This is a genomic window from Nostoc sp. (assembly GCF_036919815.1).
Lineage (GTDB): Bacteria > Cyanobacteriota > Cyanobacteriia > Cyanobacteriales > Nostocaceae > Nostoc.
The window spans coordinates 148,933-165,992 of record NZ_JBALCE010000118.1 but is presented as its reverse complement, the minus strand read 5'-3'; the positions used below and the strand labels follow the sequence as shown (position 1 = coordinate 165,992).

14 protein-coding genes and 1 pseudogene are annotated in these 17,060 nt (G+C 40.1%); 7 read left to right on the top strand and 8 right to left on the bottom strand.

Going from position 1 to position 17,060, the window contains the following annotated elements; genetic code table 11:
* The 6 genes from V7K15_RS27100 to V7K15_RS27075 all read left to right on the top strand — a co-directional run.
* On the top strand, positions 1-694 hold a 694-nt coding region (locus V7K15_RS27100; protein WP_334910634.1), incomplete at its 5' end, for a CAAD domain-containing protein.
* A 753-nt stretch (positions 695-1,447) separates the two neighbouring features.
* Entirely contained in the window at positions 1,448-2,263 is an 816-nt protein-coding gene (locus V7K15_RS27095; protein ID WP_334910632.1) for a PEP-CTERM sorting domain-containing protein, read from the top strand.
* A 110-nt stretch (positions 2,264-2,373) separates the two neighbouring features.
* Complete coding sequence (locus V7K15_RS27090) at positions 2,374-2,982, top strand: PEP-CTERM sorting domain-containing protein (RefSeq protein ID WP_334910630.1); 609 nt, start codon at positions 2,374-2,376, stop codon at positions 2,980-2,982.
* Between the two features lie 255 nt (positions 2,983-3,237).
* A complete protein-coding gene (gene modD / locus V7K15_RS27085; RefSeq protein WP_334910628.1) occupies positions 3,238-4,089 on the top strand; it encodes a ModD protein in 852 nt (283 codons plus the stop codon).
* Positions 4,090-5,266: 1,177 nt separating this feature from the next.
* On the top strand, positions 5,267-5,944 hold the full coding sequence (locus V7K15_RS27080; protein WP_334910626.1) for a hypothetical protein: 678 nt from the start codon (positions 5,267-5,269) through the stop codon (positions 5,942-5,944).
* A 371-nt stretch (positions 5,945-6,315) separates the two neighbouring features.
* Entirely contained in the window at positions 6,316-7,254 is a 939-nt protein-coding gene (locus V7K15_RS27075) for an extracellular solute-binding protein (RefSeq protein ID WP_334910624.1), read from the top strand.
* Positions 7,255-7,590: 336 nt separating this feature from the next.
* Here the strand turns inward: V7K15_RS27075 and V7K15_RS27070 are convergent, their stop codons facing one another.
* Together V7K15_RS27070 and V7K15_RS27065 are read right to left on the bottom strand one after the other, a co-directional pair.
* Positions 7,591-8,364, bottom strand: coding sequence for a HesA/MoeB/ThiF family protein (locus tag V7K15_RS27070; RefSeq protein WP_334910622.1), 774 nt, complete (start codon positions 8,362-8,364; stop codon positions 7,591-7,593).
* A 1,119-nt stretch (positions 8,365-9,483) separates the two neighbouring features.
* The gene (locus V7K15_RS27065) at positions 9,484-9,693 is read right to left on the bottom strand and encodes a TOBE domain-containing protein (RefSeq protein WP_334910620.1); all 210 of its coding nucleotides are present in this window, start codon (positions 9,691-9,693) and stop codon (positions 9,484-9,486) included.
* A gap of 232 nt (positions 9,694-9,925) precedes the next feature.
* Between V7K15_RS27065 and V7K15_RS27060 the strand changes: the two are divergent.
* Positions 9,926-10,518: pseudogene (locus V7K15_RS27060) on the top strand (ATP-binding cassette domain-containing protein); the annotation flags it as partial.
* A 30-nt stretch (positions 10,519-10,548) separates the two neighbouring features.
* On the opposite strand, the gene V7K15_RS27055 reads toward V7K15_RS27060, so the two are convergent.
* From V7K15_RS27055 to nifH, 6 genes are all read right to left on the bottom strand, one after another.
* Positions 10,549-10,911, bottom strand: coding sequence for a hypothetical protein (locus V7K15_RS27055; RefSeq protein ID WP_334910618.1), 363 nt, complete (start codon positions 10,909-10,911; stop codon positions 10,549-10,551).
* A gap of 125 nt (positions 10,912-11,036) precedes the next feature.
* Positions 11,037-11,405: a hypothetical protein gene (locus tag V7K15_RS27050; RefSeq protein ID WP_334910616.1), complete on the bottom strand. Its 369-nt coding sequence runs from the start codon at positions 11,403-11,405 to the stop codon at positions 11,037-11,039.
* 84 nt (positions 11,406-11,489) lie between these two features.
* The gene (locus V7K15_RS27045; RefSeq protein WP_334910614.1) at positions 11,490-12,437 is read right to left on the bottom strand and encodes a type I restriction endonuclease; all 948 of its coding nucleotides are present in this window, start codon (positions 12,435-12,437) and stop codon (positions 11,490-11,492) included.
* A gap of 170 nt (positions 12,438-12,607) precedes the next feature.
* Positions 12,608-13,918 (bottom strand): nitrogenase iron-molybdenum cofactor biosynthesis protein NifN, encoded by a 1,311-nt coding sequence (gene nifN / locus V7K15_RS27040; protein WP_334910612.1) that lies wholly within the window; start codon positions 13,916-13,918, stop codon positions 12,608-12,610.
* Entirely contained in the window at positions 13,918-15,342 is a 1,425-nt protein-coding gene (gene nifE / locus V7K15_RS27035) for a nitrogenase iron-molybdenum cofactor biosynthesis protein NifE (RefSeq protein WP_334910610.1), read from the bottom strand. The genes nifN and nifE overlap by 1 nt, the downstream gene beginning before the upstream one ends.
* Before the next feature lie 542 nt (positions 15,343-15,884).
* Positions 15,885-16,850: a nitrogenase iron protein gene (gene nifH, locus V7K15_RS27030; RefSeq protein WP_334910608.1), complete on the bottom strand. Its 966-nt coding sequence runs from the start codon at positions 16,848-16,850 to the stop codon at positions 15,885-15,887.
* Positions 16,851-17,060: the final 210 nt, after the last annotated feature.

Below are 17,060 nucleotides of genomic sequence, written 5' to 3'. Positions count from 1 at the left end.
TTTTGAAGGTGCGGTGAATATGGCGCGGGATATGTACAATGCCATCTATTCCCCTCTGATGAAACTCGCTAAATCTGATATCCGTGGTGAGCAAATGAAAACTGTTATCACTGAAGAAAATAGTAAAATTGGGGAGAGTGAAGTAGAACAATCGAAATCTTTTGATATTACATCAACCGAACCTATAGTAGGATTTGAAAGTTCAAAAATCGAAACTCAGCCATTTCTACTACCTGCTGATAAACCATTATTTCGGGAGAGCGAAGTAGAACAATCCAAATCTTTTGATATTAGATCAACCGAACCTATCACAGGATTTGAAAGTTCAAAAATTGAAACTCAGCCATTTCTACTACCTGATAATCAACCCTTACCTCAATGGCAGGAAATTGGTGGTAAATTCTCTGCGTTTTTGGAGCAATTGCCTAAATATTTAGGTAGTTTTTCCACTGAATACCAGATGCCAATTATTTGTTTCGCTACAATTATTACAGCGACTGTTGCAATTAAGATAATTCTAGCTGTATTAGATGTAATAAATGACATTCCCCAGTTAAATCTAGTTTTTGAGTTGACTGGAATTGGTTACTTAATCTGGTTTGTTTTCCGATATCTATTCAAAGCTTCTACTCGGCAAGAGTTAGCTGCACAAATTAGTTTTATCCAAAAAGAAATTGTCGAGGGACAAGATTAATAAGCTGTTATGCCTCCACATTTGCTTTCTTTCATAGTGAAAGAAGCCACAAGGCAAACAAACACATCCCCGCACTATGCAAGAAGTTGCTCGGATTTTGAGATCAAATAGCTATGTTGCCTAGGCGTAGCCCGTCGTAGACATTGTGATCGCTTCTCTACGAATGCGAATACCGTGTCGGAGACAGAGGCTGCGCCAACAAGACGCTCTGCATAGCTTGCTTAAAGGGGTACGCTACGCTCGCCGTAGGCATCGTAAAAGCACCACAGTCGTAGTTACTCGTGAAGTCTTGCCATGTGTGTAATCTCATCAAGATAAAAAACTTTTTACTTAAAGTTTTGATAAAGTCAGCGTTTAATTACGTAATTGAATTGAATTTTTCCAACCAAGTTGGTATGATAGCTTTAATCGAAAACATAAATGCGTATTAACACATACGTAATAAATATTGATGAATAATTCATAAAGTTTAAACGCTCATAAAAATGAATGTTTTAGCATTAATTACCAAAAGCTCACACAGTATTAATGCTAAAGAGCTTGTATAAAGACCAGAAAAAGTAATTTTTTCTTTACTCATGGGCGATTAAAAAATCATGAAAAAGTATTTGCTTGCCACTTCGCTGACTGTATTCGTTCTCAATATTACCTTTACAAAACATTCAAGTTAGCTATGAACGCCACAGTTAGAACATTGAGGAATCTGCTTAATTTTGAAACAAGCTGTTAGTAAATTTCAGGAGAAAACAAACTATGAATAAAGTAATTATCTTTCCTTTCTTTTCTCAAGCAATGGCGAAGATTGGTACAACTTTGATAGCAGGAGTGACATTTAGTCTGTTGCTTTCTAACCCCATCTATGCTGCCACCTTTGGTACTAATTTGATAGTAAATGGTGATGCAGAACTTGGGCAAGGAGATCCAATTGGTAACGCTGTTGGGACTGATATACCTACTATCCCTGGCTGGACTTCGACAGGTAGTTTCAGTGTATTAAAGTACGGGGCAACAGGTTTTAGCTTTACCAACCCATTAGGTAATGTAGTAAATGTGACTGTTCCTGGTACTGATGTTCCGGGGCCAAGTAATCGCGGCGCAAATTTATTCTTTGGTGGTGCAGATCGAGCCTCGAGCAGTGCTTCGCAATTAATCGATATATCTGATCTGGCCTCAACTATTGATGCAGGTGAAGGTACATTTAACTTAAACGGCTGGTTGGGGGGATATAGCACTGATGAAGATAGCGCATCACTAAACATTACTTTCCTCGATCGAGCTAACCAATCTCTAGGCATAGCAAGTATTACTTCGCCAACTGCCGCGCAAAGAAACAACACCACAGGCTTATTTTTGCAGTCAGCTGATGGCTCTGTACCTGTGGGTACACGTCAAATTAATCTACTGCTGAACGCCAATTATGCCAGAGGACGAGTAAACGACGCTTACGCAGATAATCTTTCCTTGGTAATTACTCAAGTCCCAGAACCATCAATCTCTGGTTTGTTGTTAATTGGCTTATCTTGCCTCACAGCATGGAAATTGCGTAGATATCGTCAAGTATTGCAATAAAATCATCAGATTCTGCAACAGTTGAACTTCTCTAATTGTTGCAGTCCAAACCTTACTAAAGAGTTTTCCCACTACACCAAGCCATTTGTATTTGAGGAGTCATCAGTTTTATGTTAGAAACAAAGTTTTTTCAAAAACCATTAATGGTTATTCTGGGGTTAGCATTAGCTACTGTTTGTACTGCTCAACCCTCGAAAGCTGCTGTCTTTAATTATCAAGGTGATACAACAAACGAACCGATTTGGCGGCGTGTAGCGCCAGGTAATCCTCCCACTCTTATCAGTGGTGAAAAAGATGGAAATTTGGGAATGAGCGTACCTTACAGCGTATTTGATTTTACGATCGATCAATCCGGTTTATATACTATAAGTGGTGATTCTGAACCTACACCACCTGCAAATAGAAAATGGGATATTTTCTTAGCTTTATATCAGGAAAGTTTTAATCCTACCGAACAATTAACCAATGTTCTTATAGCAAATACTACTACGAATGGTAGTACTGTTACTTTCGACCGAGAACTTGTTACAGGACAGAAATACTTTTTAGTTACTACTGGTCGTCGAGTGAATGATTTTGGTGCTTTTACCAACACAATTAGCGGTTCGGGTAAAATCGTAGCAGTTCCCGAATCAGATTCAATACTTGGCACATTAGCAGTTGTGAGTGTTGGTTTACTTCTGTATAAGCGAAAATCGGGTATTGTTACGGTGCGCTAGCGCAAACATAGTTTATTGATGTGTAGACCAGAGGGGTTGCCGTAGGTATCCCCCTGGGGATTTTAAAATAGCTTCACCTTGAACAAATCTATTATGTGTTAGGCGATCGTTTTTCTCTAAAGGCATCATTCGATAATGTGTGATTTTTGACTTTTTTTGAATTAAAAGTTAAAAATTAAAGGCGAATACTACTTTTGTCCAACTATTTTGGTAAAAATTGTAAAGTTATCTCAAAAATAATCTTGAATACCCATAATGAGTGTTTTCTTCTCAGATGAGGCGATCGCTAGGTTAATTCAGGAAGATGTTCCCTATCTAGATTTGACAACCTACGGGCTTGGCATTGGCAAGCAAGCCGGTGAAATCGAGTTTTCTACCCGTCATCCGATGACCATTTGCGCTACTGAAGAAGCAGCCAGAGTGTTAAAATATTGTGGTGCCGAAGTTCATTATCAAGTCGAAAGTGGTACAGTATGCCAGGAGAAGCAATTAATTCTTCAAGCTAGTGGCACTGCTCAAGCTTTGCACAGTGGCTGGAGAGTTGCTTTAAATTTGGTGGAATACGCCTCCAACATTGCTTCGCGTACAAGAGTATTAGTAGATACTGCTAAAACAGTAAATCAGTCTGTTTCTATTGTAACTACTCGTAAATGTTTTCCAGGTACTAGAGCGCTTTCCATCAAAGCAGTTCTAGCTGGCGGGGCTTTTTTTCATCGCTTAGGATTATCTGAAACTGTTCTGATCTTTAACCAACACCTGATATTCCTGGGAGGTATAGTTGGGCTAATTGAACGCATGAATGAACTGCGACGACAGTTTCCAGAACAACATATTTGCGTTGAAGTTGATACACCAAAAGATGCTTGGATCGCTGCTCAAGCAGGTGTAGATTTAATTCAGTTTGATAAAATTCCGATCCCAGACCTTGAGCCTCTAGTTTTGAAGTTGAAGCAGCAGTATCCAAACTTAAAACTAGCAGCAGCTGGTGGTATTACCTCTGAAAATATAAAGGATTATGCTAGCACTGGTGTAGATATTTTAGTGACAAGTTCACCGTACTTTGGTAAACCGTGCGATATTGCAGTCAAAATGACGATGGCACAGTAGTGCATTTTTAATTTAGTTTGAACAAAAAATGTTTCGCGCAGTCCCCACCTAAAAATACTATAAAAACATCTACATTTTAGGTGGGGTTAGCGAAACCGATATAAAAACGCGTTGGCGGAGCCTAAGAAGAGAAGCAACAATATTTTCTGATTCCATGTTATTATTTTAGTAATTAGTTTTTGCGGTACTGTAAAAGTTTTATAACTGGAGACATAGACCAATTTCAATAATTATTTATAAATAGTAAAAAGTCATTATATCAACAATACTTTTTACTAGGGTGAACGTAGGCAAAAGTTCTAACGACACACTGAGAACGCCAGTATCCCTGGTAACGCAGAGAAGTCTTAAAACTTCAAAGCGCAAGAATCCTCAACTATAATCTCTGATTTAGTTGGGGTGCGTTCAATACTTAAGATTGCAGTTGTTAAAACGCAGGAGATGAACCATAAAGAATAGTGTTTACGCAAGACTTAGAACGGAAGTAGAGTAGGCGTTTTACGAAGCTCTTAAGTAGTTGATGAAATAGAGCGATAGACGGTTATATCGCTCTCTTCACTACACCTGTGAACCGTTCCACTAGTCTATTGGTTGCATACACTATGAGTCTAGTAGCTGGATAGTTTTGCTCCAACTATAGTGTCGGCACAACTACAGCCCTTCTCCATAAATCGGACAGTTTTCTAATTTACAGGTAAATCTCACTTATAAACACTTTATTAGCTTGATAGTAACCTATTTATAAAACAAATAATGACAGCAAGGTTGTATACAATATTAAGCTTCACTATTTTAAAAATAAATAAAAATTAATTTTATTAGCGTTTAATTACCAAATAATATGGTAATTTACTCAATAAGTTGGTATTATCTTCATTAGATTACACAGATACACTTATCCATTTGGAAAAACGCAAATCTAACAAGAGGTTTGCGGCTAACTTTGGCGTAAGGATTCATTAGTTTTTAATAACACAGAAAAGAAAACTAGCTATTTTGTATCGTTTGGTAAGGAGTTGAAAGTTTAACGATAGAACCGTTTTGATTTTTATCTAACAAAATTTATTGTCAACTTGCTCAGTTTTGGCGATAATGATACTAATTTTTGGTGAGCAAACAGCTTTGAGCAAAACTATCTAATTTTTTCAATATTCAATAGTAAACGGAGAAATGTTTTATGCGTTTTACCCGCACGATACCCATTGCGTCTTTAATACTATCGATACTGGTTTTATGGCAGCCTACTTTAGCTGACTCAAGAAGTGGTCTTCCCTCGGAAAAAGAAGAAAAAATTCCATCTGTCTGGGATAAAAATAAGTGTCTTGGAGGTTTTTCGCCAAGTTTTCGCTTGGGTGGAGAACTCAATAATCCAACCACATATAACTTGCAAAACCTGAAAAATTTGCGAGATGCTTTAAAAAGACAAAATCCAGCATTAGTTACTGAAATCACTGTGAGCTTTCAAACCGGCTCAGGGCCACGAACCGAAACATACTATGGAGTCCCCCTATGGGAATTAATTAATAATCCGAAAGCCGGAGGTGGTCTAAAACCTGGGAATTCTGGAGTGAATAGTAAAAACTCTTTTCTGAGGCAATATGTTCTAGTTGACGCCAGAGATTGCTATGGTGCAGTCGTAGCTATTGGTGAAATTCAACCTAATTTTGAAGGGAAAACAGTGCTAGTTGCATTTGCAAAAAAAGGTAGTGATGGTAAAGTCGTGCCTTTAACAGATGAAGGATTTGCTCGTTTAGTAGTTCCAGGTGACAAAGCTGGAGGTCGTTACGTTAGTAATGTGACAAATATCCTCATATTATCTGCTCCTCCTTCTCCTTTGAAACCAAAATATTTCTGATGTAGAGGCTAAGGTTGTCAGTCTCAAGACTATCAGCAATAACTTCTGGAGACATTTGTAAACCTATTGAGTATGACTGGCGAAAAGCTTGTTTACGCCCACCATATCTTCAATAATTAACCAAGCCCAATACGGTTTGAATAAGCTGTTGAGGCAGAGGAGGAAAAAGAGTTTTTGAGCAATAATTCTTTCTCTCCCTGCTTAATAACTGCTTAATAACTGCTTGCCTCAACTGATAATTTTCTTAACCGAACCGTATAGTCACAAAACTAACATTTGTCTATATAAAGTAATTGACAATTTTCCAACTAAGTTGGTAATCTTAACTTTGAGGGGAAAATACCCAAAAACTTGGAGATTTTAGCGAACAGATGAAAAAATTTTTTTTGACAGGTTCTTTGGCAGCTTGTGCCTTTAGTGTTCTGATACCAAATCAAGCTTTTGCCGCTAATCTCAAGTTATATGGAGCAGGTAGTTTAAGAAATGCACTAACGGAAGTCAGCCAAGACTTCACCCAAGAAACAGGAATAGGAACGAATACAGTATTTGGGCCATCAGGGATTAGAGAGCAAGCAATAGAAACAGAACTCCAACTTGGACAGCCTACTGCTGATGTCTTTGCTAGTGCAGATATTCGAAATCCCCAAAAACTCTACATTAAGGGGTTGAGCAGTCAGCCAGTGGAATTTACTCAAAACCATATTGTAGCGGTGTTTTCCTCAAAGTATTCCCAGACACAAATTACACCAAATCAGGTATTAGATTACTTCCTAAATCCCGATATCAAGTTGGGAACTTCAACACCTATATCAGATCCTCTTGGAGACTACACTCAAGAGATATTCACTCAAGCTAATTCAAAAATCCCTGGTAGTTTTGATACCCTCAATAGTAAAGCCTTGCGATTAACAGGTGGAACGAATTCCCCAATAGTTCCATCAGGACAGGACAGCTTAGTGTATTTTCTAGACAACACTCAGCAAGCAGATGTTTTCTTAACTTACTATACTGGCGCGATCGCATCGCAAAAAATTGATCCGAGTCTGCAAGTAGTTGGGCTACCAGATTATTTGTCTGTTGCAGCACCATTTGGTTTAACAGTTATCAAAAATGCTGATCCGAATGCACAGAAACTAGCAGATTATATTTTGTCAGAGAAAGGACAGCAAATTTTGCATAAGTATGGCTTTACTAGCCCCGTCAAATCAGTACCCGAACCCAACTATGTTTGCGGACTATTACTAGCTGCAGCTATGGGTTTAGCACTCAATAAAAAATTGGCAGAGCCAAAGCAAAAGATACAAGTTTAAAATCTTAGATAAACGGAATCAAAATTGCAGCGATAGGAAAATGATTGTTGGCAGCGACAATCATTTTTAATCTCATCTTATAATTTATTTATAGTAGTAACAGACACCGCAATTTTCAGCGCCTAAGCCTCTTAATTATCCATTAAGACAAATATATCTCGTCCCAAAAAATACTACATTCGCATTTTGAAGATTACTCAAAGCCCATATTGGTACTGTATATCTCAATGGCGCTGATATCTTTCGACAGTCAACAACCGTAGTTGTACAGCAATTTGGTATTCTTCCTCAGCCAACGACTTTCTTAGACTTGGCTCATCAAGTAGATTCGATTGTTTATAAAGATGTTGTTTGCGAATTTTCCGAGCAAGAGCTGCTACCACACACCAGACATGAAGGATCATGATAAGAATTTCGTTTGGCAAATTCCATTCGCATCAAGTCGATTGTCAGCAGTTGTGATAATAGGGGTTGACTAAACTTAGTAATCAACTTTATTACCTCTAATGCTGTCAGACAAGCTAGTGTACCAGAAACAGCACCGATAACCGAGAAGCCACGCTGATTCCAATCTGGCTTTTCTGGGAACAAGCATGATAGACAAGGAGTGACACCAGGAATAATCGTCGTCAGGTAAGCTTCCATTCCGTCCATTGCAGCTTCCACCATTGGTTTTTGCCAGCGCACGCAAGCCTCATTGAGCAAGTTCCGCTCTGTGAAATTGTGGGCGCAATCAACAGCTATATCAGCAGATTGCACTAAAGAGTCTACATTCTCCTTTGTAACGTAATCATGAACTGCTTCCACCTGAATATCAGGATTAATAGCTTGCAGAGTTTCTCTGGCTTTGAATACTCTTGGCTTACCTACCCAATCATTTGTCATTAGAACCTGACGATTCATATCATCTAGCCGTAAGTCACCACCCCGAACTAGGATTAGCCGTCCAACACCCGCTACTGCCAAATAAAGCGCTGATGTACCACCTAATCCCCCTACACCTGTAACCAAAACTGTTGCGGACTTCAAACGTTTTTGTGCTGCCTGTCCAAAATTGGGAAGCATCATTTGGCGGTGATAGCGTTCTAACTCACTGGGTGTTAAGTTCATCGCTTTTTACCTCTTTATCAGTCGTAAAATTTACCACCTAGTTGGTAGCAATTATTGTAGTTGTCTATACACTTTCTGATTTTATTACCTGTAATGTTGGTATTTATTCCAGGCACTATTAAGGGTTTGCGTTGTTCCAAGCGTGCCATTCGGATTTGAGCGTTATTTCTTGGTGACGACTGAGTAAGTTAGCAGATGATAGAAAAGGCGATGCCTACGGTGAGCTGCGCCTAGGCTAGATAGCATTCCCGGATGTTAAATATCTTTGCAAAATGTAGCTATGCTTGCGAAAAATCAGCAAAATTTTCAAAGCACCAATATGTCTGACAACAAAAACGGCAAATACTAGAAAACCTTGCTATTGCCCTGGCAGTTTAAGTTTGTCTACTGCGACTTTTTTTAATGGAGAGATACAACCTCATGAAACTGGGGATTTATTCCTCTTCATAGTGCGCGATCCGACTTAGTGATTTTCAAAGAATATTTAGAAAAATCACCAGTACAGGAGTTTATCAATATCTTGGGACATCGGAAGCGTGCGATGCCTACGGCAACCCTAAGAGGGAACGCAATTAGAGGTTTTCGCTGGCTATAATATCAGCAATATTGGCGAAGTCATAGCAAATATTTAGAGTCATGAATGAATGGCAGGCTTGAAAAGCGGAAATACTTGTGGTTTAAGCAGTTTGCAATTGGTTGCGTAATTCAATTGTGTGTGAGGCTTTGAGGAGTGTATTTACAAAAACAATTTACCTTTTTTTGGCACAGTTTTTTGCTGTCTAGTTCTTGTTTCGCTATGTCTATCGACAAGTCGGTGCCCGTCTACGCTGTACCAGTTTTGGGTCAAGAGATCCCAAATACTAACACTGGTAAACAGCAGTTATCATGGTAAAAAACTGGCTCTATCGCTCCCTTTATGGACTTTAATAATAAATAAAAAGATATTATAGGCTGCATTCGTTATATGGGTTGGGTTTTAAGCTTTTGAAGCTTCCCCATAAAACCTTAATTTTAATGCCGTAACATAAGATAAGTGGTAGAACCATTTTTATTTAGCAGTCGAACATTAAAAAGGGGCAATCAAACTGCCCCTCCCTTAAGAAAATGCCAACAATTACTTTAGTCTATGGCAATTATTACATCTGATGATTTGACTATGGCATAGACTTGTTTACCTTCAGTAAGCTTCAGACTTTCTGCTGATGACTTGGTAATAATTGAAGTTACCTCTACTCCAGGTGCAATTTCCAATGTCACTTCTGTATTTACAGATCCTACTACGACGTTTTTAACTGTACCTTTGAGAGCATTACGAGCGCTAACTTGCATTTTACGATTTTTCCTTGTGTTTTTCTTAACACATTAATCATAACAACTAGTTACATTAAATTCTATGCCTACAGGTATAAACTTCACTATTTTTTAGTATTTCTTGATATAGGAAATATATCTAAGCAAACTTAACCTATTTAGTTGGTAATTTTTCCTAAAAATGTAGTTATTTCTGCTGATTCCCAGCTTTTTTGGTAATTAAAACCCTATTGAAGTTGATTTAAAAGTGGTGCTGGCGGGCAATATCCCAGGACAAACGTAAACGATTCCAATGGGAATATATTTTGCTGTGGAAGCGGGAGCAATGGACGAAGCTTGGTTTTGGGCGATCGCCATTATGGTAATTTCTCTATTTGGAATTATTGCAGTCAGCTACTGGCAGGAAGTTAGAGAGAAGAGGGGACAAGGGGGACACGGGAGAGAATCGTTTTCATTGTCTGTACCTGACTCCGCAGTAGGACTATTTGTGGATATTGAAAAACGACTGCCGAGTTTTCATCTTAAAGTGTCCTTTAACACCAATGAGCAACCCTTGGGATTGTTGGGGGGTTCTGGAGCAGGTAAGAGCATGATTTTGCGGCCGACATAGAAACGCCCACAATTGGGCGTATAGTCTTAAATGGCAGAGTCCTGTTTGACTCAGAACAACGAATAAATCTGCCAAGCCGCGATCGCCGCATCGGTTTCTTAGTGCAGAACTATGCCCTCTTCCCACACATGAGTGTGGCGCAAAATATTGCTTTCGGCTTACCCAAAGGATTATCTGCTCTTAATATCAGGACGCTCTTAGAAGAACAGCTAATAGCCATGCAGTTAGAGGGATACCAAATTTTCGCCTATTCACCTGCTTGACTAGGCTTGCTCATCTGATGTTTCTTCAATCTCCATTTCCCAAGGTTCTCCTTGATCATTTGGTGTAAAAAAGTGGATTTTGGCTTTGTTGGAAAACTGCTTCAACTTTTTGATGAACTGGGGAATAGCATCGACGATATGCAGATAACTTTCTATGTCATAGCAGATAATGACTAACATCAGAGGACTAGTATTTATCTTGAAATACCAGTGACAATTTGATAGTAAAACTCGCATAATTGGGTCGCAGGCTTGATAAAATCGCCTGCAAGTAGCTTCTTCTAGTTGCCTGTAGAATAACTCGTTAAGTATAGGTGCTCCAGTTGGAGGCAAATCATCTGCGGGAAGGGGGGATTTATTCATAGTAAATAACTAGGGATTGGGAATTATTAGTCAAAAAAATACAATGCTTCTGCGTGTTTTAATCACGCCATCTATTCAAAGATGGCGCAACAAGCATTTTTGTAGTTGCACCCAATGTCGGGTTTTCATAGTAAATGTTCTTGTTTTTGTGTTGCAAGCCATTGCAGTTCTAACCACAAATGCGGATATATCTGCTTTACCTTCGACATCGGATCTCGCAGCAGATGTGTAGCATTTAGGCAGACAACCTCAACTAATCCTGCATATTCTGCTACTTCTCTAAGTATAGATATCTGGGCTTTGACAGCAGCAATCAGATTGTCAGGGCAATAAATTGTGAAGTATGGCAGAAAGTGAACACGAGGTCTTCCCCAATAAGACTCGATAAGTTTAACATGACAGTGTTTTAGCAATTCCTCGACTTGTGGGAAAGAATCAGCAATAACCGTTTTGAATTCTTTGACTAGCTCTTGTTCATACCAACTTGTGTTCATAATTATAACTTTCATGCTGAAAGTAGCAATTGGGAATTTTGAATTGTAAGTTAGCTTTTCTACTAAATACTGATAACTCAGTATTTACCAGCGTTGGCGCGAAGATTTTTTGGGGTACTGTGTAGTACAAAAAGGTCGGCGAAGCAATTTTTTACTAATGCTGGTTCCGTTCTCCTCAAACACTATCAAGTGCAATACTTGCTCTAGGAAACGCCGTTTGTCAAAAATGCCTTGAATCAGCACCTCTAGTTCAGTTGTGCCCTTGGCAGGAAAGTCCTCGCCATCAATGGTGCGCCAGGGTAAAAACTCCTGCCAGTCTGAGGTTAATGTACCGACTCGTGCCCGACTTCCATAAGTAATAACTAGGAATGTATTGTAGTCAAATAGCTTTGGTATTTGTTCAATGTAGGTTTGAATTCGCTGATAACCTTCTTTGAAAGTCGCCTGTTCATCACTTGGCTGAATCAAGACAATAACTGCCAAAGGTAAACTGTTGATAAACACAACTAGATCAGGACAGTGAGCATAACTCCCCTCAACTACAGTCAAGGGATGAATAGCTAGCCAATCATTGTTCAGTAGATTAGATGTATCAATGAGCGACACAAAGTCATGAATTCTTTCTTCGTTATACAGGTATTCAACTTCCACACCATCGGTCAATAATTTGTGAAAGCGAAGGTTATTTTCCAGCAAGTCGGAACTAGGAATGCAAGTAACCTGATGGATAGCTGCGGCGATCGCCTCATGCGGTTTTTTTGGGTTAATTTTCTGCAAAGCGTCATGGAGGCGCTGATACAAAACCACCTCTCTATAACTACTGCGCCCGATCTGATGCTTACCCAAAGCAATATCTGGCTCTAATAAAACTGTGTAGCCAATCACCTCAAACCAAGTGAGCAAAGATGGTGTAATGACAGATTCTGTAAGGTCAAAACGGCGACGAAGTTTTCTTGTAACACGACTCGCTTTGGCAGTTGTTTTTTTTAGCTGTGCTGGATTCATCAACTGTAGAAGATTTAATTGAGTCAATGCAGAAGCTCGCGCCTAGCTTGCTGACATTGGTTGGTATATTCACTCATTGACGTATACGGCTTGATACTAATTATCAAAGCTGAACTTGATCGGCAAGATTGTATCTAGTGCTACATATTACCAATATTATTGGTAATATTGTGATAACAGTTGGAATTGGCTCTGTATTAATGCTTAACCCTTGTTTCTTCCTGTAAAAACAGGTTGCCAATATCAAATAAAAGTTGCATAGTACCTCGATAGCCAACCTTGGTAAACTGACCATGATCTAAGCGGTCAAAAATGGGAATCCCTTGACGATAGAGAGGAATTTTTAAGCGTTGAGCGATCGCAACTCCATGAGAGTTGGTAATTAGTAAATCAGACCCAACCGCCAATTGTTCAAAGTCTTCCAAATCGCCGATAGTAACGCTCTTAATCGGAAGTTTTTCTAGCAGAGGAAAGCGTGTCGTTGTCACTGCTGAGTGAATCTCAACTCCTAGCGATCGCAGAAAAGAAACTGTTGACCAAAGTAAATCTGGTTCTAGCGCCAAAGAAACTCGCTTGCAACCAAAGTAAAAGTGATTCTCCAACATCACATGTTGTAACTGACGGCGTTGACGGCGGTATTTCTGTGGTACGCTGACACCACTGATATCCGCCAAAGCTTGCAGGAATTTATCTACTGCTGCTAGTCCCGTCAGTTCACCAAATACCTCATAGGGTATATTGAATCTTTGATCCAAAATTTGCGCCCCAGCCCGCATACTATCACCTAGTGCCAAAGTGAATACAGAACTGCCAATTGAGCGTAACTGTGCTGCATTTGTGCCATTAGCTGTAATGGCACTAGAAGAATCTTCTATATGACCATCTAGTGAGCCAGAAAGATCAGGTACAACAATAGGTATGAGTCCAAAAGAGGTGACAATCTCTTTGATTTCCTGTACATCCCCTGGTGTGAAGGCAGAACTCGCCAAAATAGTGATTTGTGTAGGACAAGCCTTTTGATTAGAGCTTTTTTGGGGGATTTCCCTGACTATACTCTCAACTGCACCAGCAAAGCCATCCTGTAATGTACCTTTGAAATCGGGTGTAGAGACAAGCACAATTGGTAAATAATCTAGTTCCGGGTGACGGTGGCGAATCTCCTTAACAAAGCGCCCCATGTCATCCCCTCTGGTTTCCACCAGTCCAGTGCTACAAAGACCGATAATTTCTGGTTTGGATTTCTGCACCAAAGTCAGGATTGCTTGTTCAACTCTTTCCTCACCACCCAAAATGGTTGCAACTTCAGTCATCGCTGTACTGGAAAGGGGAATCGCCTGACGGAAATGCTGTACTAATACTGCCTTAGTCAAAGCAGTACAACCTTGAGAACCGTGTAATAAAGGCATCATTCCCTTCAATCCCAAAAAGGCTAAAACTGCACCCACAGTTTGGCTTTGCTTCAGGGGATTAACTGCAACTGATGTACTCGTAACGCTAATAATCGCCATCAAATGTCCTCCTGTAAAGGGGATGAGGAAGATGAGGAAGTAATTTCTCCCTCATCTCCTTCCCACGGGGCTGGCTGGCATAATTGCTCCCACACAGGGTTGTAAAAAGCGGCATACAGTTCTCGTGCTACCTCTAAAATTCCCATATAGCCTGCATAGGGATGGTTCCGTTCTTGATTAATGTCTAGGAATGGAATCTTAGCTGTGAGAGAAGTGTCTTGATGGCGTTTATCAGCAATTAACATATCAGCTTGATTTTCGTTAATTATCTGTAGGATTTCTTCAGGACTATTTTGTTCTAGAATTATGCCATCTTGACCCAACAAACTTTTGCCTCTAATTCTATCTTCCTCACTATTATTCTTAGTAAGAATAGCAATAACTTCCATCCCCAATTTCTTAGCCGCAAAGATAATCAACCAACTCTTGAAACTTCCAGTAGAAAGGATAACGCGCTTACCTTGCAATCGGGTGATATAAAGAGCGAGTTTTTCTTCTATTGCAGCAGTTTCTTCTGCAATTAGTTTTTCTGTCGATTCCTGCAAATCAGGATGACCTAACTTTGCGGCAATGTTCCTTAAAAACTGATTGATTTGCTCTACACCATAAATAGACTCTTCAATATAAGGAATGCCATATTGTTTTTCCATCCCTTTTGCCATATTGATTAGTGCTTTAGAGGAGAGGATCACGTTAAGCTTGGCACGATGGGCATAGCAAACTTCTTTGTAGACAGCATCACCTGTAATTTTTGCCAAAACTCTGATACGTAATTTCTCCAATAACGGTAGAACATTCCATATTGCACCTGCAATGTTGTATTCACCAATTAGGTTGATGTCATAGGGTGTAGTAGTATCTGGTTCAGCTGTTCCAATAACATGTGAAAGCATTGCTTCACCAGCGACACGGTTGCCCAAATTTTGGTTCCCAATGAATCCAGGGCAATGTACAGGGATAGTGGGTATTCCTGTTTTCTCGGTGGCATTTTTGCAAACTCCCTCAATGTCATCCCCAATCAGGGCGGTGATGCAAGTAGAGTAAACAAATACCGCCGCAGGTTTGTAGCGTCTTTCTAATTCTAAAATGCCTTTGTACAGCTTTTTGGCTCCACCGAAGATGATATCGTTCTCATCAATGTCGCTGGTAAAGCGTATCTTGTAGAGCATCGAACCAGAGGAGAGACTGCTGTAACTTCCCCAAATACTGGCAGCACAGCCGCTTGGCCCGTGAACTACATGAGCAGCATCGGTGATTGGTACTAGGGTAATCATTGCACTATCAAAAGCACAACTCCCTTGAGTAGTTCCAGGTTGGGGTAATTGTGTGGAGGACTTTTTTTTCTTTTGTATCTGCTGCTGACGAGCATCTTCGGAATTTGACTCACTGAATGAATCGTTAATTTTTCCTGGGGTGGGATTCATTTTTTTGGTGACAATATGTAGAAGTTATTAGGTGTTAACAGAATTCCCAAAGGCTTTTATCGGATTTTCATTTCTTAACTGTGTATGTAAAACATGGAATAAAAGGGAATGAGAAAGAGAATTTCCCATCCCCTAAAACATAAACATCAACTAGGTTAGAGAAGGAGAAAACAAAAACACGAACTAGACTATTAAAGTATTAATGTTGCCGTGTACACTTTCGCGGATTAGTGTTAGCACATTGAATATCAAACACACAGAAGTTAAGATCAGCTATTCGATTACCTCCATTTACAAGGATTGTTCAGGAATGATGAGTGCTGAGTCCTGAGTAAGAAGTAATGAGTTAAGAAGTAGTACTTATAAATCTTCCCACTCTAGTCTGAGGCATTCGCTACTCGGAACTGATTTGATGCCTAAGCCTAGTTAATTTTACTTTTTACTCAGCACTCGTTACTCAGCACTGTTTCGGTGAGAGGGTGGGCGAGAATAGCCCACCTGATATTTACTCTCTATTTAGCACTTGAGTCTGAATAAGAACCTTACTTCTTCTCGCTACCGGAAACTATTTCCACATTTCCTTTTTTCAGTGCTTCTAGTGCTTCGCCTTGAGCGTCTTCTTGCTTTTTAGCAGCGTCTGCTTGGCTAATCATTTTTGCAGCATTTTCTTCACTTTCAAGGATACCGAATTCAATCAACAAATCTTCTAGCTCGTCCATCTCGATGGGTGTGGGAACTGTAAGATTTGTATTGCCGATAATCTTGTCCGCTAATGTGCGGTATTCATTAGCTTGGTTGCTGTCAGGCGCATACTCGTTCACCGTCATCCGGCGCAATTCGGCGTGTTGCACGATATTGTCACGCGGGACGAAGTGAATCATGTGGGTATTCAATCTGGCTGCCAGGGTGCTAATCAGTTCGTCTTCCCGGTCAGTTTGACGGCTGTTACAAATCAGCCCGCCCAAGCGCACGCCACCAGTGTGAGCGTACTTGAGAACACCGCGAGCAATGTTGTTAGCTGCAAACATCGCCATCATTTCACCGGAGGTAACGATGTAGATTTCTTGGGCTTTACCTTCACGAATTGGCATGGCGAAACCACCGCATACAACGTCGCCCAATACGTCGTAGGATACGAAATCTACGTCTTGATATGCGCCGTTTTCTTCGAGGAAGTTGATGGCGGTGATGATACCACGACCGGCACAACCTACACCAGGTTCTGGCCCACCAGATTCTACGCATCTGATATCCCGGAAGCCAGTGATTACCACTTCTTCTAGTTCGATATCTTCCACAGCGCCCCGTTCAGCAGCTAAGTGCAACACGGTGGTTTGGGCTTTACAGTGCAGAATCAATCGGGTAGAGTCAGCTTTGGGGTCACAACCCACAATTAAGATGCGTTGACCCTTTTCCGCCATAGAGGCGAGGGTATTTTGGGAGGTAGTTGATTTACCAATACCACCTTTACCGTAGAAAGCAATTTGTCTAATTTTGCCGTCGGACATGATGATTTATCCTGTAATTGTTTGTTTGGTGGGTCTGTCGGTTCATGAGACGATTGTGCTGTTAAGTTACAGCAGTGACCTGATGTAGAACGTCGTTGGAGGTGCTCGTTCTACAGCAAAAAGAGTCTGAAGAAAGAACATATTCAAGTTTTAGTCAGTTTTCGTTGGACATTAGTCATTGTTTTTTCTGACTAATTGCTAGAGCGATAA